The 17,912-nt window shown below is 71.0% G+C and carries 16 protein-coding genes; 10 read left to right on the forward strand and 6 right to left on the reverse strand.

Annotated features, from left to right (window positions below; all coding sequences use genetic code 11):
• The first annotated feature begins 87 nt into the window (after positions 1-87).
• Positions 88-726 carry a DUF4360 domain-containing protein gene (locus tag I0C86_RS17330; protein ID WP_196202273.1) on the forward strand — a complete coding sequence of 213 codons (639 nt, stop codon included), beginning with the start codon at positions 88-90 and terminating at the stop codon, positions 724-726.
• 377 nt (positions 727-1,103) lie between these two features.
• Here I0C86_RS17330 and I0C86_RS17335 read toward each other — a convergent pair whose 3' ends face one another.
• From I0C86_RS17335 to I0C86_RS17345, 3 genes are all read right to left on the reverse strand, one after another.
• Positions 1,104-1,535, reverse strand: a complete 432-nt coding sequence (locus I0C86_RS17335) for a hypothetical protein (RefSeq protein WP_196202274.1) — start codon at positions 1,533-1,535, stop codon at positions 1,104-1,106.
• A 202-nt stretch (positions 1,536-1,737) separates the two neighbouring features.
• Positions 1,738-2,940, reverse strand: coding sequence for a cation:proton antiporter (locus tag I0C86_RS17340; RefSeq protein ID WP_196202275.1), 1,203 nt, complete (start codon positions 2,938-2,940; stop codon positions 1,738-1,740).
• Between the two features lie 5 nt (positions 2,941-2,945).
• Positions 2,946-3,446 carry a cation:proton antiporter regulatory subunit gene (locus tag I0C86_RS17345; protein ID WP_196202276.1) on the reverse strand — a complete coding sequence of 167 codons (501 nt, stop codon included), beginning with the start codon at positions 3,444-3,446 and terminating at the stop codon, positions 2,946-2,948.
• Positions 3,447-3,681: 235 nt separating this feature from the next.
• Here I0C86_RS17345 and clpB point away from each other — a divergent pair, with 235 nt between their 5' ends.
• The 7 genes from clpB to I0C86_RS17380 all read left to right on the forward strand — a co-directional run bounded on the left by clpB (position 3,682) and on the right by I0C86_RS17380 (position 10,952).
• Positions 3,682-6,273 carry an ATP-dependent chaperone ClpB gene (clpB, locus tag I0C86_RS17350; RefSeq protein WP_196202277.1) on the forward strand — a complete coding sequence of 864 codons (2,592 nt, stop codon included), beginning with the start codon at positions 3,682-3,684 and terminating at the stop codon, positions 6,271-6,273.
• 138 nt (positions 6,274-6,411) lie between these two features.
• Positions 6,412-6,789, forward strand: coding sequence for a hypothetical protein (locus tag I0C86_RS17355; protein WP_196202278.1), 378 nt, complete (start codon positions 6,412-6,414; stop codon positions 6,787-6,789).
• 200 nt (positions 6,790-6,989) lie between these two features.
• Complete coding sequence (locus tag I0C86_RS17360; protein WP_196202279.1) at positions 6,990-7,808, forward strand: hypothetical protein; 819 nt, start codon at positions 6,990-6,992, stop codon at positions 7,806-7,808.
• Between the two features lie 277 nt (positions 7,809-8,085).
• Positions 8,086-8,862: an SDR family NAD(P)-dependent oxidoreductase gene (locus I0C86_RS17365; RefSeq protein WP_230394314.1), complete on the forward strand. Its 777-nt coding sequence runs from the start codon at positions 8,086-8,088 to the stop codon at positions 8,860-8,862.
• Between the two features lie 184 nt (positions 8,863-9,046).
• A complete protein-coding gene (gene pyrE / locus I0C86_RS17370) occupies positions 9,047-9,586 on the forward strand; it encodes an orotate phosphoribosyltransferase (protein ID WP_196202281.1) in 540 nt (179 codons plus the stop codon).
• A gap of 57 nt (positions 9,587-9,643) precedes the next feature.
• On the forward strand, positions 9,644-10,021 hold the full coding sequence (locus I0C86_RS17375; RefSeq protein WP_007073957.1) for an ArsR/SmtB family transcription factor: 378 nt from the start codon (positions 9,644-9,646) through the stop codon (positions 10,019-10,021).
• A gap of 94 nt (positions 10,022-10,115) precedes the next feature.
• Positions 10,116-10,952 (forward strand): class II aldolase/adducin family protein, encoded by an 837-nt coding sequence (locus I0C86_RS17380; RefSeq protein WP_196202282.1) that lies wholly within the window; start codon positions 10,116-10,118, stop codon positions 10,950-10,952.
• A gap of 52 nt (positions 10,953-11,004) precedes the next feature.
• Here the strand turns inward: I0C86_RS17380 and I0C86_RS17385 are convergent, their stop codons facing one another.
• The 3 genes from I0C86_RS17385 to I0C86_RS17395 form a co-directional block, all read right to left on the reverse strand.
• Complete coding sequence (locus tag I0C86_RS17385) at positions 11,005-11,721, reverse strand: DedA family protein (RefSeq protein WP_196202283.1); 717 nt, start codon at positions 11,719-11,721, stop codon at positions 11,005-11,007.
• A 142-nt stretch (positions 11,722-11,863) separates the two neighbouring features.
• Complete coding sequence (locus tag I0C86_RS17390; RefSeq protein WP_196202284.1) at positions 11,864-14,422, reverse strand: polynucleotide kinase-phosphatase; 2,559 nt, start codon at positions 14,420-14,422, stop codon at positions 11,864-11,866.
• Entirely contained in the window at positions 14,422-15,993 is a 1,572-nt protein-coding gene (locus I0C86_RS17395; RefSeq protein ID WP_196202285.1) for a 3' terminal RNA ribose 2'-O-methyltransferase Hen1, read from the reverse strand. Before I0C86_RS17395 ends, I0C86_RS17390 begins: the two co-directional genes overlap by 1 nt.
• A gap of 282 nt (positions 15,994-16,275) precedes the next feature.
• Here I0C86_RS17395 and I0C86_RS17400 point away from each other — a divergent pair, with 282 nt between their 5' ends.
• The gene (locus I0C86_RS17400; RefSeq protein ID WP_196202286.1) at positions 16,276-16,755 is read left to right on the forward strand and encodes a SigE family RNA polymerase sigma factor; all 480 of its coding nucleotides are present in this window, start codon (positions 16,276-16,278) and stop codon (positions 16,753-16,755) included.
• 1 nt (position 16,756) lies between these two features.
• A complete protein-coding gene (locus I0C86_RS17405; protein ID WP_196202287.1) occupies positions 16,757-17,902 on the forward strand; it encodes an LCP family protein in 1,146 nt (381 codons plus the stop codon).
• Positions 17,903-17,912: the final 10 nt, after the last annotated feature.

Consider the following 17,912-nt stretch of genomic DNA (forward strand, 5'->3'; position numbering starts at 1 on the left):
CGAAGAGGGCCATCCGATCGATGGATGAAGTGTTGTACATCGCGCGGGCAACGGCTCGCGCGACGGTGACCGAAGGGAGCCCCGCAAATGTTGCACACGTTAGTCATCGGCACTCTGGCGGCGTCGTTACTGGGCTTGCCGGTACTCGATGACCCCGTGCCGACCACAAATCCCCCGGCCGAGCGCATCACCGTCGAGATAGTGACGGTCAACGGGTCGGGCTGCCGGCAGGGGACGGCGGCGGTCGCCGCGGCGCCCGACAACACGGCGTTCACGGTGACCTACAGCGATTACCTCGCCCAGGCCGGCGCCGGCACCGCGCCGACCGACTTCCGGAAGAACTGTCAACTGGTCCTCGAGGTAAAGGTTCCGGGGGGCTTCACGTACGCGATCGGGCAGGCCGACTACCGTGGCTTCGCCCATCTCGAGCGCGGCGCCAGCGGCATGCAACGAGCGAGCTACTACATCCAGGGCACGTCAGCGACGGACGCCCGGACGCACACCTTCGCCGGTCCGGTCAGCGACAGTTGGCAGGCGACCGACACCACCGACGTGGCGTCGCTGGTCTACGCCCCGTGCGGCGAGGTGCGCCTGTTCAACATCAACACGGAGCTGCGGGTGAACCGTGGTTCGTCGCAGCCGACGACGACCAGTTTCATGATGATGGACTCCACCGACGGCGCCGTCAGCACGACGTACCACTTCAACTGGATGCGGTGCGAGTAGTCCGGACCGGGACCGGATCCCGGTGCCAACCTAGGAGGGCAACAACGACGCACGCCGGTACGGCAGCCGCCGATCGGCATCGCGACGGCTCAAGCGAAGATCTCCGCTGGCGCTCGTCGACAGGTCGTTCGAGCGCCAGCTCTTCCTGCCGGATCCCGGGGCCGATCCCGGACGGTCCGAGCACCCCGCGTGGCCGGCTCCCCGATTCGGACGCCCACGGCGGGTGAGGTCAGTACCCTGACCAGTGGTGCGGCCCGGAAAGCCGGGGCCTGCCGGTACACAGGTCGGGTCCCCTGCTCCGGTGTCGGCACCAGTGGTGGTTGGTGGTCCGGGGTCCACGGGGGGTCCCGGACCCGCCTTGCCCGGGGCGGCCGTGGTCAGCCGAGCCGGCGGCCCTGCCGGACCAGACCACCCTCACACCAGTCGCGGTAGTCGAACAGGTCCGGGCTGGCCTGGAGCATCCGGGTGTTGTGGGCCCAGATGATCATCTGGTCGTCACCGTTCCGTTCGGCCTGCTCGACCAGCTTGCGCAACCGCCGCTTCGGATGGGCCTGGAACTTGGTCCGGATCCCGTCCGCCGCGTAGATGTAGAGGCAGTGCAGCGCGAACCGGCGGGCCGGACATGATCGATCCATCGCCAGGTCGAACAGCGTGGTGATCAGCCGGTCGCCGGAGACAAGCAGATCCCAGTCCTTCGGCATCGTGTGCAGCGGCACCGAATCAGGTTCGTACGCCCAGGCCCGCAGCTCGGCGGGTGATGGGTCGACCGGATTGGCGAATCCTCGGAACGCGGAGTCCTGCACGCTCAAACGGGCCGCCTTTCCGCTCGCGCGACCGCCGGAACGCCTGGCTCCGGCAAGTACCAGTGGCTACTGCGGCGACACGGTAACGCGCTGTTGCCAAGCTGCGGAAGGGTCGCCACGTGCCATTTCATCAACCCGTTACGTGACGGTGAACTCGGCCGAACGGTGATCCCGCTATGTGGTGCGCGACGCCGGGGTCGCGCACCGGTCACTCGGTCGCCGTCGCCGGTGGCAACCCGCGGGCCGCCTGCCGGCGGAGCCAGCGCTTGAACCACCCGAAGTCGGGCAGCCGGGCCAGCATCGGGCCGGTCACCACGGTCACCAGCACGTACGCGGTGGCGAGCGGGGCGAGCTGCGGATTCACCAGGCTGGTGCCGACCGCCAGGCCGGCGATGACGATCGAGAACTCGCCCCGGGGTACCAGCGCCAGACCGGTCCGCCAGCGGCCCGGCAGGGCGATGCCCACCCGTCTGGCCGCCAGGTAGCCCGTGACCACCTTGGTGGCCATGGTGACCACCGCCAGCGCGATGGCCGGCAGCAGGACCGGTGGGATGGCCCGCGGATCGGTGTTCAGCCCGAAGAACACGAAGAAGACGGCGGCGAAGAGGTCCCGTAGCGGCGAGAGCAGCTCCGTCGCGTTGTGCGCCACCGGCCCGGACAGGGCGATGCCGACCAGGAACGCGCCCACCGCGGCCGACACCTTCAGCCCGGCGGCGATCCCGGCGACCAGAAGGGTCAGCCCGAGCACGCCCAGCAGCAACGCCTCCGGGTCCTGGGCGGAGAACATCCGGGAGATGACGTGGCCGTACCGGATCGCCACCATGAGCACCACGACCACGGTGACCACCGCGACGGTCAGCGCGATGCTGCCACCGAGCAGTGCCTGGCCGCTGAGGATCGCGGTCACCAACGGCAGGTAGAGGGCCATGGCGAGGTCCTCGATGACCAGGATCGACAGGATCACCGGCGTTTCGCGGTTACCGAGCCGGCCCAGGTCGGCGAGCACCTTGGCGATGACGCCGGACGACGACACCCAGGTCACCCCGGCCAGCACGATCGCGCTGACCCAGCCCCAGCCCAGCAGCAGCCCGAAGGCCGCGCCCGGCAACGCGTTGAGGAGACCGTCGACCAGCCCGGCCGGTGCGGCCGCGCGCAGGTTGCCGACGAGTTCGCTGGCCGAGTACTCCAGGCCCAGCATGACCAGGAGCAGGATCACGCCGATCTCGGCGCCGACCTCGAAGAACTCCTCGCTGGCCGACAGCGGCAGTACCCCGCCGTGCCCGAAGGCGAGCCCGGCGAGCAGGTAGAGCGGGATCGGCGAGAGCCCGATCCGCCGGCTGAGCCGGCTGAGCAGCCCGAGGACGAGCAGCAGCGCACCGACCTCGATGAGCAGAACAGTGGTGTGATGCATACGCCTCAGCCGTCCGGATCGGCTTCGGCGAGGATCGCGGTGACACCGTCGAGTCCCTGGCGGGTGCCGACCACGACCACAACATCGCCGGCCTCGAACCGGAACGTCGGATCTGGTGAGGCGATCACCTCGCGCTCCCGAAGGACCGCGACGATGGAGGCGCCGGTACGGGTGCGAGTCTGCGTGTCGCCCAACGGCCGGCCGACGTACCGCGAGCCAGCCGGGATGGAGACCTGCTCGGTGAGCAGTCCGGCAGCCTGTTGGCGCAGGCCGGAGAGCTGGCCCAGCATCAGCGAGGCGCCGAGGATGTCCGCCAGCGCCTCCGCCTCGTCGTCCGTGAGCGGAATGTCGGCGGTGCAGGAATCCGGATCGTCGGGGTCGTACAGCACCAGATCCCGTCGTCCATTGCGGTGCGTGACCACGCCGAGCCGACGGCCGGAGGTAGTCACCAGGTCGTGGCGTACACCGATACCGGGCAGCGCCGTCTGTTCCACACGTACTCGCACGGGGCCAACGGTACCGTCTGTCGATCGAGGGGCCGGAACACGGTTCATCCGGTGCGGTCCGCCTCCACCGCAGCTTCGACTGTGACCGACGTCACGGTCCTGAAGTTGAGTGGAATAGACTCAACTCTGATTGTGTCGTCAGTACTGGAGGCGGTGTCGCCCGTTGGGCGGCGACGCCGACGCCACGCTGCCGATGCCGACCCGTACCAGGGTCGGCGGACCGTATTGGGAGCCCATGAACGCCGAACGTCTGACCACCAAGACCCGCGAAGTCATCACCGGCGCCGTCGCGACGGCGAACCAGCGCGGCCACGCCACCGTCGAGCCCTGGCACCTGCTGCTCTCGTTGCTGGACACCGGCGGCTCCACCGCGGCCGGCCTGCTGCGGGCCGTCGGGGCCAACCCGGCCGACGTCCGACGGGCCGCCGCCCGCGCGGTGGAGAACCAGCCGGCCGCCCGGGGGTCGAGCGTCGCCGAACCGAGCCTGTCCCGCGAGTTCGTCAACGCCATCGGGGCGGCCGAGGAGATCGCCCGGCCGCTCGGCGACGAGTACACCTCCACCGAACACCTGCTGGCCGGGCTGGCCCGGGTCGGCGGCGCGGTGGCGAGCACCCTGAAGAGCGCGGGAGCCACCGAGGAGAACCTCGTCGCCGCCTTCCCGGCGGTGCGCGGCGGCGACCGCCGGGTCACCACCGCCGACCCGGAGCAGACCTACCAGGCGTTGCAGAAGTACGGCGTCGACCTGACCGCGAGCGCCCGGGACGGGAAGATCGACCCGGTGATCGGCCGGGACGCCGAGATCCGCCGGGTCGTCCAGGTGCTGTCCCGGCGTACCAAGAACAACCCGGTGCTGATCGGCGAGCCCGGCGTCGGCAAGACCGCGATCGTCGAGGGGCTGGCCCAGCGGATCGTGACCGGCGACGTGCCCGAGTCGCTGCGGGACAAGAAGCTGGTCTCGCTCGACCTCGGCGCGATGGTCGCCGGTGCGCAGTACCGGGGCCAGTTCGAGGAGCGGCTGAAGTCGGTGCTGGAGGAGATCAAGAACTCCGACGGCCAGGTCATCACGTTCCTGGACGAGCTGCACACCGTGGTCGGCGCCGGCAGGGGCGAGGGCTCGATGGACGCCGGCAACATGCTCAAGCCGATGCTTGCCCGGGGCGAGCTGCGGATGGTGGGCGCGACCACCCTGGACGAGTACCGCGAGCACATCGAGAAGGATCCGGCGCTGGAGCGCCGGTTCCAGCCGGTCGTGGTCGGCGAGCCGACCATCGAGGACACCATCGGCATCCTGCGCGGCCTGAAGGAACGCTACGAGGTTCACCACGGGGTACGGATCACCGACGCCGCCCTGGTCGCCGCCGCCTCGCTGTCGGACCGGTACATCACCGAACGGTTCCTGCCGGACAAGGCGATCGACCTGGTCGACGAGTCCGCCTCCCGGCTCCGGATGGAGATCGACTCCCGGCCGACCGAGGTCGACGAGATCGAGCGGGCGGTACGCCGGCTGGAGATCGAGGAGATGGCGCTGGCCAAGGAGCCCGACCCGGCCTCGGCAGAACGCCTCGAACGGCTCCGCAGGGAACTGGCGGACAAGCGGGAGCAGCTCACCGTGCTCAGCGAACGGTGGCACCTGGAGAAGGACCACATCACCCGGATCTCGACCGCGAAGGAGGAGCTGGAACGGCTCGGCGGCGAGGCCGAGCGGGCGGAGCGGGACGGCGAGCTGGAACGCGCCGCCGAGTTGCGGTACGGACGCATTCCCGGCCTGCAGGGCGAGCTGTCCCGGGCCGAGGCGGAACTCGCCGGACTACAGGTCGACGGGGCGATGCTGAAGGAGGAGGTCGGCGCCGACGACATCGCCGCCGTGGTGGCCTCCTGGACCGGTATCCCGGCCGGTCGGCTGATGGAGGGCGAGACCGCCAAGCTGCTCCGGATGGAGTCGTCGCTCGGCGGCCGGGTCGTCGGTCAGGCCGAGGCCGTGGCCGCGGTCTCCGACGCGGTCCGCCGGGCCCGTGCCGGCGTCGCCGACCCGGACCGGCCCACCGGCAGTTTCCTCTTCCTCGGCCCGACCGGGGTGGGCAAGACCGAGCTGGGCAAGGCGCTCGCCGAGTTCCTCTTCGACGACGAGCGGGCCATGGTCCGGATCGACATGAGCGAGTACGCCGAGAAGCACTCGGTGGCCCGGCTGGTCGGCGCCCCGCCCGGCTACGTCGGGTACGAGGAGGGCGGGCAGCTCACCGAGGCGGTGCGCCGGCGCCCGTACTCGGTGATCCTGCTGGACGAGGTGGAGAAGGCACATCCGGACGTCTTCGACGTACTGCTCCAGGTGCTCGACGACGGCCGGCTCACCGACGGGCAGGGCCGGACGGTGGACTTCCGCAACGCCATCCTGATCCTCACCTCCAACCTCGGCTCGGCCACGATCGCCGACCCCACCCTGTCCGAGGACGAGCGTCGGGAGGCGGTGCTCGCCGTGGTCCGGATCCACTTCAAGCCGGAGTTCCTGAACCGGCTGGACGACATCGTGGTCTTCGCCACGCTCACCGGTCCGGAGCTGCGCGGCATCGTGGACATCCAGCTCGACCGGCTCCGGCGGCGGCTCGCCGAACGCCGGCTCGGCCTGGACGTCAGCGACGCGGCCCGGACCTGGCTGGCCGAGCACGGGTACGACCCGATCTACGGCGCCCGGCCGCTGCGTCGGCTGGTGCAGTCGGCGATCGGCGACCGGCTGGCGAAGGCGCTGCTGGCCGGGGAGGTACGCGACGGCGACACCGTCCGGGTCGACCTGGCCGACACCAAGGAGGGCCTGGCGGTCGTCCGGGCCTGAGCGCCGGGCACGGGCCTGAGCTCCGGGCACGGGGCTGAACGCTCGAACCAGCCCCGGACGCTCGGAGCCAGCCCGGACGCTCGGAGCCAGAAGGTGCTCGCCGGGCGGACCGCCGTCCGCTGGGCGAGGATTGGTGGCATGACAGAGTTGCCGGGACAGAACGACGACCTGACGTCGGCGGTGCGCGAGTTGGCCACCGCCGACGTCGTCGCGTTCGGCGGAGTGGGCCTCGCCGGTCAGGTCCTGCCGCCGACCGTCGCGTACCGGGCGATCGAGGCGGCGCTGCCCGAGCGGAGCGAGGCGGTCCGGTCCCGGCTGGACTGGCTGCTGGACAACGGTTCGGCCGCCGGCCGGGCGTACGCCGCCACGCTGCTCGGCCGGGTCGATCCCGCCGCCGCCCGTGCCGCCTGGCGGGCGCTTGTCGACGACGAGGCGACGCTGACCACGTTCAGCGGCTGCCTGATGGACCAGACCACGCTGGGCGAGTACGCCGCCGTACGGCTCGAACACGACTGACGGTCCCCGCCGGTCCGGCTGGCCGTCCGCCCTGGTCCACGGCCGGTCCTCGGTGCCGTCAGCGGCGGTTCGCCCCCCGTCGATGAGGTGGCTACCGCTACCGTGGGCCGTTATCTGGGAACCTTGCTCCGGAAACACCGATTCGGGGAACCCGACTCCGGGAACTTGAGCCAGGGACTTCATCTAGGGAAGGGAGAGCCGTGTCGGAACCAGTGAATCCCACCGCGGCCGCGAGGCCACGTCCGGGCAGCGTCACCATCTCCAGCTACCTGCTCTACGCGGCGGCCGTGCTGCTCGCCGTCGTTGCGATCACCGGCCTGAGCACCATCGGCACCGTCTCCGAGGTCTACGGGGACGCGTACGCCGGGTCCTCGGTCGAGGGCGCGGAGGACTTCATCGTCGGCGTCAGCGCGTTCGTCGCGGTGGTGCAGTTGCTCTTCGCCGTCGGCTACGTGGTGCTGGCGCTGCTGAACAACCAGGGGCGCAACGGCGCTCGGATCGCCACCTGGGTGGTGGCCGGCCTCGGGGTCTGCTGCACCGGGGTCGGTCTCGGCGGCACGGCGGCCGGCGGCATGAACACCAGCTCCACAGGAGACATGCCGGACCCGAAGGTGATCCAGGAAAGGCTGGAGGACGCCCTGCCGCCGTGGACCGGGCCGCTCTCGCTGGTCTGCTCCATTCTCGTCTTCGTGCTGCTGCTGGCCGTGATCGTCCTGCTCGCGCTGCCCGCGTCCAACGCCTTCTTCCGGAAGCAGCCGGCCGGCTTCGAGCCTCCGGTACCGGGCGCGGCCTACCCGGGGCAGGTGGCGTCGTCAGGCGGCGAGCCGGCCTATCCGGCGTACCCGCAGCAGTCGTCGGGTACCGATCCGGCCTATCCGGGGCAGACGCCGCCGTCCGGCACCGACCCGAGCAACCCGCCCGGGCCATCGAGCAACCCGCCCGGCACCGACCCGAACAATCCGTCCGGCACCGACCCGAGGAATCCGTCCGGACCGCCGAGCAGCCCACCGACGAGCTGACTTCTCGCGACGATCCCCCGGCCGGACCCGACGTACCGCCGGGGGATCGTCGTGTCCGGGCCGGATCGCCGCACGTCCGCTCTTTTCTGGCCGGGACGGCTCCGCTACGTTGTGGGAGCGGTACCACCGTCCCCCCGGTGCCGCAGTCCGAGCAACTCCCGCCGGACGCCGCCGACCTGAGGAACCGCCCGTGGCCCAAGCCTCCACCCGGCCCGGCAGCGCGCCCCGCCCTGCCTGGCGGTCGACCGCGGACCGGGCCGGGCGGCCGGCACGGGCCCTGGTCACCGGCGCCACCGCCGGGATCGGAGCGGCCTTCGCGCGGCGGCTCGCCGAGGAGGGTTACCACCTCGTGCTGGTGGCCCGGGACGGTCAGCGGCTCACCGAGACCGCCGCCGAGCTGACCACCCGGTACGGAATCACCGTCGGAACCCTCTCCGCCGACCTGGCCACCGACGAGGGTTGCGCGACGGTCGAGAAGCGGCTGGCCGACGCGTCGGAACCGATCGACGTGCTCGTCAACAACGCCGGGATCAGTCTCAACCGGTCCTTCGTCAGTTCGACGGTCGAGGACGAGTCGCGGCTGCTCCGGTTGAACGTGCACGCGGTTCTCCGATTGACCCTCGCCGCCCTGCCAGGGATGACCGAGCGGGGACATGGGGCAGTGATAAATGTCTCTTCCGTTGCCGGCTTCGGGCCGGTGATGCCCGGGTCGACATACTCGGCCAGCAAGGCGTGGGTGACGAACTTCAGCGAGTCCGTGGCCCAGTCGGTGCGTCCGTCCGGGGTACGGGTGATGGCGCTCTGCCCCGGCTACACCCGTACCGAGTTCCACGACCGGGCCGGCATCAACATGTCGAAGACTCCGGAGTGGATGTGGCTGCGCGCCGATGACGTGGTCCGGGACGCCTTACGTGACCTGGATCGGAACCGCATGGTCAGCGTGCCGGACTGGAAGTACAAGTTGGTGGTCTTCGGCCTGCGGCACGCGCCGGGTCGGCTGTGGCGGGCGGTCGCCCGGGACACCCGGGGGCGGACTGGTCGCACGGAGGGCTGAACGCCGCGCCGCGTAGCGGATCCGCAGACCCGCCGGGCGGGTGTGCGGTACCCGGGCATGGGCAAGATTCAGTGCGGAGAGTAGCTGATTTTACGCCTCGTCGGCCACTGTCCAGGCGGCGTGCCAGGGCTTCTAGCCGGGTCGGCCGTTCGGCTCTCACTTCGGCGCAGTACCCTTACCCGCCATGGGGGACCACGACGACCTGCGTAAATTCATCACTGACCTCGCCGTCGTACACGGACGGGTTGTGTTGTCCTCGGGTCGTGAGGCGGACTGGTACGTCGATCTGCGGCGAGTGACTCTGCATCACGCGGCGGCACCGTTGGTCGGTCGGACCATGCTCGACCTTACGGCTGACTGGGACTTCGAGGCGGTTGGCGGCCTGACGTTGGGTGCGGACCCGATTGCCATCTCGATGCTGCACGTCGCCTCGGCGAGTCAGCGTCGGCTGGATGCCTTCGTGGTACGCAAGGCCGGAAAGACGCATGGTCTGCAGCGCCGGATCGAAGGTCCGGAGTTGAGTGGTCGCCGAGTGTTGGCGGTAGAGGACACCTCTACGACGGGAAGCAGTGTGCTGACCGCTGTGGAGGCGTTACAGGAGGCCGGGGCCGTGGTCGTGGGCGTGGCGGTTATTGTTGATCGAGGTGCGGGCGACGCCGTACGAGCCGCCGGATTGCCATACCGGGCAGCCTATACGTTGGCTGACCTCGGCCTAGTGGCCTAAAAGTTTGCCGATTCGGATCTGCTGATATGCAGGCGGGTCGATGCTGCTGGTGGAAGGATGGAATACGTGGGAACTGCGTTGGCCGAAATGACTATGCCTCAGATCTCGCCGCTTGCCGGCGAGCCGATCGAGCGTGCTGACGCTGAGCGGCTTGCGGGGGTCCTCAAGGCCCTCGCTGACCCCGCTCGGCTGCGGCTGCTCAGCCTCATCCAGTCGGCGCCCGAGGGCGAAGCGTGCGTGTGTGATCTCACCGCGCCGCTTGGCCTCTCGCAGCCGACGGTGAGCCATCACCTCCGTATCCTCACCGAAGCCGGCTTGCTGGAGCGGGAGAAGCGGGGCGTGTGGGCTTACTACCGCCTGGTGCCGACGGCGATCGCGACGATCGCCGATCTGCTGACCCCGCCGCGTAAGCGAGCCACCAAGAAGGCTCGCTGACTCAGCGCGCGGCCCGTCTGGTGTCCGCCCTGTCAAGGACGGCGCCAGGCGGTCCAACCGCTGATGGCGCGGTGGGTCCAGCCGGACCAGCGGTGTGAACTACCTCCGGGGCGACCTGCGGGATCAGCTCGCGTACGTCGGACACGACGTCGTTCGGGCTGGCCTCGTGGTCGGCTCGGGTGGAAACCTGTCCGCCCGGCTGTCCGACGGTGACTCCTGCTGGGTCACCGCGAGCGGCACCTGGTTGGACCGGCTCGACCGGGCCTCCTTCGTCCGAGTACGCATCTCGGACGGGGCGACGTACCCGGCCGGGTCAGTGCGTCCGGCGGAGTCGGTGCACCGAGCAGAGTCGGTGTCGCCGAGTCCGCCGCCGACCGTCCAGGACGGAACCATCCTCCTGGACGGCGTCCGGCCGCCCGCACCGAGCGGCCCGACTACGCCCGCACCGCGTGGCCCGACTACGCCCGGACCACGCGGGCCGACCACGTCGGGGCCGATGCCGACCAGCGAGGTCGGGCTGCACCTGGCGACCTACCGGGCCCGTCCGGACGTCCAGGCGATCGTGCACCTGCACCCCCAGACCGTCCTGCTACTCGACGCGTTGGGCGAACGAATCCGGCTGGTCACCACCGATCACGGCTTCTACCTGCGTCGGGTGGCCCGGGTACCGTTCCGGGCACCCGGTACCACCGAACTCGCCGAGTTGGCCGCCGAGGCGGCCCGGGACGGCACCAACTGCCTGGTGCTGAGCCAGCACGGCTGTTCGGTGCTGGGTGACAGCGTGGAACTGGCCCACAAGCGGGCCGCCAACCTCGAGGAGGCGGCGCGGCTGACCTATCGGGCGCTGGCCGCCGGACGGCTGGATGATCTTCCCGACTGCCCCGCCGAGTTTCTCGCCCGGACAGACGACAGCGGGTCGACCAGCATCTGACCGGCCGACCCGCTTCTCTACCTGCCGCTGTGCTGCCGCCTACCCGCTCTGCCTAGTATCCGCCGCGCCGGTGCCGCTGGGCCTCCTGCGCGGCGTGCTCCAGCTCGGCCTGCTCGGCCGGGGTGGTGCCGCGCCGGGCGGCCAGCCGGGCCCGCAGGAGTTCGATGGCGATCGGGATCACCGAGACGAAGACGATCGCGATCAGGATCAGCTCGATGTTCTCCTTGACGAACGGGATCTGGCCGAGGAAGAAACCGAGCACCGTGACCCCGGTGCCCCAGAGGACGCCGCCGATCACGTTGTAGGTCACGAAGGTGCGATAGCGCATCCCGCTCACCCCGGCGACGATCGGGGTGAAGGTCCGGACGATCGGCACGAACCGGGCCAGCACGATGGACCGGGCACCGTACTTCTCGAAGAAGTCGTGCGCCTTGATCAGGTTCTCCTGCTTGAACAGCCGGGAGTTCGGCCGGCGGAACAGCGCCGGGCCGACCTTCTTGCCGAACGCGTAGCCGACCTGGTCGCCGGCGATCGCCGCGATCGTGATGAGCAGGCAGACGAGCCACAGCGGGAAGGTGATGTACTCGCCGTCGGCGGTGAGCAGCCCGGCGGTGAACAGCAGCGAGTCACCGGGCAGGAAGAAGCCGATCAGCAGGCCGGATTCGGCGAAGACGATGGCCAGGATGCCGAGTAGCCCGAACGTGGAGATCAACCACTCCGGATCCAGGAATTCAGGACCCAGGGCCAGCGTGGTGGTGGGCGTCGGCACGAGCAGACCTCCGAGATTCTCGGCATGGCGCGGTGAGGGGTCCGCCAGCATGGTGGCGGGTACCACAGCAGTCTAGGCGGAGCGCACCGGCAGCCGTCGCGCGATGCCGGCGAGGCCGGTCCGGCCGAGGGGATCGAGGCGGTCACAACCTCGGATCGACCGGCTCCGACTCGTTGGCGAGGATCGCGAAGACCAACTCGTGCCGTCGCCAGAGCGGAGCGCCCTCGGCCAGCCGGTCCAGCGCCGCCAGGCCGAGCCCGTGCTCGCGCAGGGCCAGCCCCCGCTTCCGGCCCAGGGACCGGTCCCGGAGTACGGCCAACTGGTCCGGTTCGGCGTACTCCGGACCGTAGATGATCCGCAGGTACTCCCGGCCACGGCACTTGACGCCCGGCTGGAGCAGCCGGCCCCTGGCGTCCCGGGCGGCCAGCCCGGCGTACGGCTTCACCACCATTCCCTCGCCGCCGGACCCGGTCAGCTCCAGCCACCAGTCGGTCGCCTCGGCGGTCGCCCCGGCGTCCGCGAGGTCCACCACCCGGCGCCGGGTCGGGGTGAACAGCTCCGGGTCGGCGGCGCGCAGCCGGTCGGCCAGGGCCAGGTGCCAGCCGTGGTCCCGAGCGGCGTGCGTGGCGCCCTCACTCGCGAGCACGGCGAAGGGCGCCAGGGTCACCCCGTCCAGACCGTCGGTCGGCCGTACGTACCCGCGGTACGCCTCGGTGTAGCGGACCAGGTCCGCATGCCGTCGCGCCATCCGGTGCCGGAGTTCGCCGACCGGCAGGGCCCGCCCGTCGGCCCGGTCCAGCAGCTCCAGTACGGCCGGCAGCGCCGCCCGACCCGCCGCACCGACCGCGGCGTACTGCTCCCGGATCAGTCCTCCGGCCTTCGCCGACCAGGGCAGCAACTCGCAGTCGAGCAGCAGCCAGTCGCTGTCGAGTTCCGCCCACAGCCCGCTGGCGGTGGCGGCGGCGCGTACCCGGTCCAGCAGGGCCCGGTCCTGCTCGCCGCCGAAGAACGGTCGGCCGGTACGGGTGTACACCACCCCGTCACCCGGGCCGAACCGTCGGGCGCCGGTGCCGTCCCGGCAGACCAGCACCACCGCGCGGGAGCCCATGTGCTTCTCCTCGCAGACCACCCGGTCCACCCCGGCGCTCCGGTAGTCCTCGAACGCCTGTGCCGGATGTTCCAGGAATCCCTCGACGGTGGCGGTCGAGCAGGGTGCCATCGTCGGCGGCAACCAGGGCAGCCAGCGCGGATCGACGGCGAACCGGCTCATCACCTCCAGCGCGGCGGCGGCGTTCTCCGCCGGTACGGTCAGCGTGCCGTAGCCGTAGTCGATGTGCCGGCGTCCGGTCACGTCCCGCAGGTCGAGTCCGAAGTCGCCCCGCTCGGCGGCGCTCGGGCTCCCGGCCGCCCGGTCCGGCTCGGCGAGAAGTGGCCGGACCGGCGGGTAGTACTCCTTCGCGGCTGGCACCGAGACCAGTTCCCTGTCGGGGTAGCGCAGGGCGGTCAGCGTGCCGCCGAAGACGCAGCCGGTGTCGATGCAGATGGTGTTGTTGATCCACTCGGGTGCCGGGGTCGGGGTGTGGCCGTAGACGACCATGGCCGAGCCGCGGTAGTCCCGGGCCCACGGGTAGCGCACCGGCAGGCCGTACTCGTCGGTCTCGCCGGTCGTCTCGCCGAACAGCGCGAACGCCCGGACCCGGCCGGACGCCCGGCCCTGGTACTCCGCCTTCAGCCCGGCGTGCGCGACCACCAGCCGGCCGCCGTCCAGCACGTAGTGGCTGACCAGGCCGTCGACGAAGGCGGCGATCTCGGCGACGAAGTCGGGTTCCTCGGCGTCGAGCTGGGTCAGGGTCTCGGCCAGGCCGTGCGACACCGTCACGTTGCGGCCGCGCAGCTTGCGGAGCAGCTTCTGCTCGTGGTTGCCGGGCACGCAGAGCGCGGTGCCGGCCGCGACCATTCCCATCACCAGGCGGAGTACGCCGGGCGAGTCCGGTCCCCGGTCGACCAGGTCACCGACGAATACCGCGGTACGCCCCTGCGGATGGATCGCGTTCACCGGCCGCCCGGCCTCGTCGCGATGCAGCGTCCAGCCGAGCCGGAGCAGCAGCGCCTCGAGTTCCGCGCGGCAGCCGTGCACGTCGCCGATGATGTCGAACGGTCCGGTCAGTTCCCGGCGGTCGTTGTACAGCTTCTCGTAACGGATCTCGGCGGCCTCGATCTCCTCGACGCCGCGCAGCACGTGTACCTTGCGGAAGCCCTCGCGCTCCAGCCGCCCGACACTGCGCCGCAGGTCCCGCTGCATCCGGCCGAGTACGGGCCGACCGAAGGTCCGGTCCGACCGGTTCCGGGTGCGCTCCCAGCACTGCGGTTCGGGGACGTCCAGCACGATCGCCACCGGCAGTACGTCGTGTTCCCGGGCGACGGTGACCAGCCCGGCCCGGGCGTGCTGCTGGAGGTTGGTGGCGTCGACCACTGTCAGCCGACCGGCCCGGAGCCGCTTTCCAGCCACGTAGTGCAGCACGTCGAAGGCATCGGCGGAGGCCGACTGGTCGTTCTCGTCGTCCGCCACCATGCCCCGGAAGGTGTCCGAGGAGAGCACCTGGGTCGGGCCGAAGTGCGTGCGGGCGAAGGTCGACTTGCCCGATCCGGAGATGCCGACCAGGGCGACCAGGGCCAGCTCGGGAATGTCCAGCGTGGCCATCAGATCTCCTCTTCCACTGCCACTGCCACAGCCACTGCGGGTGCCGGTTCGGCTGGCGTCGCGGGTGCCGGTTCGGCGGGTGCCGGGGGTGCCGTGGGGTGTGCCGCCGCGCCGGCGGTGGACCGGGTGAAGACGGCGAGCTGGGTGGCCGCACCCACCTCGGGGTCCTCGTCCCCGACACCGCTGATCGCCACCGTGTAGTCGTGGCCCGCGGCGACGGCGGCGGTCCAGTCGGCGAACTCGGCCCGGGTCCACTCGAAGCGGTGGTCACGGTGCCGGAAGGTACCGGCGGGCAGGCCCGGGTAACGCACGTTGTATTCGACGTTCGGGGTCGTCACGATCACCGTCTCCGGACGGGCGTGCCCGAACACGGCCGCCTCCAGCGCCGGCAGGCGCGGCGGATCGAGGTGCTCGACCACCTCCATCAGCACGGCGGCGTCGAACCCGCGCAGCCGGTCGTCCCGGTAGGTCAGCGCGGACTGCCACAACTTGATCCGGTCGCGCTGCCGGGTGGGCAGCCGGTCCAGGCGCAGCCGCCGCTGGGCGAGATCCAGGGTCCGGGACGAGACGTCGGTGCCGACGATCTCGGTGTAACGGCGGTCCCGGACCAGGTCGGTCAGCAGCGCGCCGCCGCCGCAGCCGAGGTCGAGGACCCGGGTGGCACCGCAGGAGCGGAGCGCCTCCAGTACGGCGGCCCGGCGCAACGCCGCGAGCGGCTGCCGGACGACGGTGGCCGGCAGCCCGGCATCCTCGTCGGCACCACCGTCGGTTGCTTCCACGACGCTGTCCGCCCCGGCCGGCTCGTCCGCCAGCCGCAGCTCGGCGAGCCGGGTCAGCGCGGTGCCGGCCAGCGCCCGCCGGTGCGCCAGATAGCGGCGGGTGATCAGTCCCCGCTCCGGATGTTCGGCCAGCCATCCGGCACCGGCCCGGAGCAGCTTGTCGATCTCGTCCGGCGCGACCCAGTAGTGCTTGGCGTCATCCAGCACCGGCAGCAGGACGTAGACGTGGTTCAGCGCGTCGGCGAGCCGGAGCGTGCCGGTGAGGGTGAGGTCGACGTACCGGCTGTCGCCCCAGGAGGGGTGCTCGGGATCGAGCGGGATCCCGGTGGCGGTCACCGTCCAGCCCATCGGGGCGAACAGCCGGATGGCCAGGTCCGCCCCGCCCCGGCAACGCAGCGCGGGCACCCGCAGTTCCAGCGGTATCGGCGTCGCGGCAAGCTCCGGCCGGTCCTTCGAGGCACCGCGCAGCGCCGAACGGAACACGATGGACAGCGCCGAGGAGAGCAGGCTCGACGCGGCGTAGGGGCGGTCGTTGACGTACTGGCCGAGGGTGAAGTCGTCGGGCGTGGTGCTGCCGGTACCCCGGCCCGACCGGCCCCGGCCACCGGACAGGGCCAGCGGATCCGTGTCGAGCAGCAGCGCGGCCGTGCACCGCTCGGCGCTGGCCTCCGGATACACCACGTACGCCGTACCGGTGGGCACCGTGAACGAATGCACCCGGTCCGGATGCTTGACGAGCAGGTAGCCCAGGTCGGTGGCCGGCTGGTGGGTGGTGGTCACGGTGATCAACACGGCAACCATGCTGACAGGTCACCGCACGTCCCGTCGTCCTGATTACCGCCGCCCGCGACCCCGGCACCCCGGCGAACCGGATTCCGGCCGGCCGGCGCCGGAGGGTGGCGTTCCGCATTGCGGGTTGCTCCGGTGAGGATCGGTACGGCCAGCGGAGATTAAGGTCGCTTGACGTCCGGCGCTGTCCCGTTGGTCACGTCAGCCGAACAGATGATCTTCATTTCCGGCAATCTTCTCGACCCGCCGACCCGTCTATACGAGGGAAGGCCCCCGGAGGTGTCCGTGACGTACGAGGAGTTCGCCGACTCCCGGCTTCCCGCGCTGCTGCGCTACGCGGTGATGCTGACCGGCGATCCCCATCTCGCCCAGGATCTCGTTCAGGAGACGATGGTGCGGGTCCAGCTCAACTGGCGCCGGGTCGTCCGTGCCGACGTACCCGAGCGGTACGTCCGCCGGATGCTGACCAACCAGTACCTCGACTGGCAGCGGGGGTCCTGGGTCCGGCGGGTTCTGCTGCGCGCGGATCCCGACGAGGCGGTGGTCGTACGCGTCGACCACGCCGAGGCGACCGTGGACCGCGACCAGGTCTGGACCTGGCTGGCCCGGCTGCCGCGCCGGCAGCGGGCGGCGCTGGTGCTGCGGTACTACGAGGACCTGCCCGACGCCGAGATCGCGGAGGTACTCGGCTGTGCCGTCGGCACCGTCCGGTCGGCCATATCCCGGGCGCTTGCCACCCTTCGTGCCGAATTCGTGGAGGCCTGAGATGAGCGACGACGACAAGCGGGTGTTCGACGACCCGCGCGGGTTCGACGACTCGCGCGGGCCGGACCCACGGGTGGTCGAGGACGAGTTGCGGGCGACGTTCGCCCGGCACGAACAGTTGACCCCGGACATCGGGCCGCTTCGTACGGCGATCGGGGTCGCGGCGACGGCCCGACGGCGCCGGCGGCGTTCGGTCCAGGCGGCCGGGGCCGCACTCGCCATGATCGCCGTACTCGTGTTGCCGACGCTGGGTCGCGGCGTGGGTGTGCCGCCGATCGTGGACATCGCCGTACCGCCGCTCGCGACCGGACCGACCAGGCCCGCCGAGCCGCTGAACTTCCTGATCCTCGGCGTCGACGGCGGGGACGGCCGGACCAACGGACACCGCGCGGACACCGTGCTGATCGTGCACATACCGGCGGACCGGAGCCGGCCCTATCTCGTCTCGCTGCCCCGGGACCTCGGCGTCGAGGTGCCCGGCCACGGTTTCGACAAGCTCAGTTCCGCCTTCTACCTCGGCAGTCACCGTCCCGGCAGCCGGCCCGACCTGGTGGCCGGGGCGGCGCTGACCGAGCGGACCGTCACCGAACTGTCGCAGGTACGGTTCGACGCCACCGCCACGCTCACCTACGCCGGCCTGCGGGAGCTGACCGACGCCCTCGACGGAGTCCGGGTCTGCCTGCCGGAGCAGGTCCGGTCGCGCCACACCGCCCGGACCTTCCCGGCCGGCTGCCAGAAACTCGACGGCGCCGCGGCCCAGGACCTGCTCCGTCAGCGGTACAAGCTGAAGAACGGGGCACACGACCGCGACCGCAACGGGCAACGGTTCGCCGAGGCGCTGATGCACAGGGCCACCGACCCGGCGACCGCGATGAATCCGGTCCGGGTCACCGAGCTGGTCCGGGCGGTCGGCGGCAACCTCGTACTGGATCTCGACGGAACGACACCGGCCGAGCTGTTCTCCACGTTGCGCGCGGTCGCCGCCACCGACGCGGTCGGGATCGGCTGGACGTACCACTCCGAGCGTGGACCCGGGGGCGAGTACGAGAGCCTGGACCCGGCCGAGAGCCACAGCCTGTTCGATGCCCTGCGGGGGGACACGCTCGCCGAGTGGGCCGCGAAGCACCCGGCCCGGGTCACCCGCTGAGGGGTGCCCG

It is taken from the genome of Plantactinospora alkalitolerans, assembly GCF_015690345.1.
Classification (GTDB): Bacteria; Actinomycetota; Actinomycetes; order Mycobacteriales; family Micromonosporaceae; genus Plantactinospora; species Plantactinospora alkalitolerans.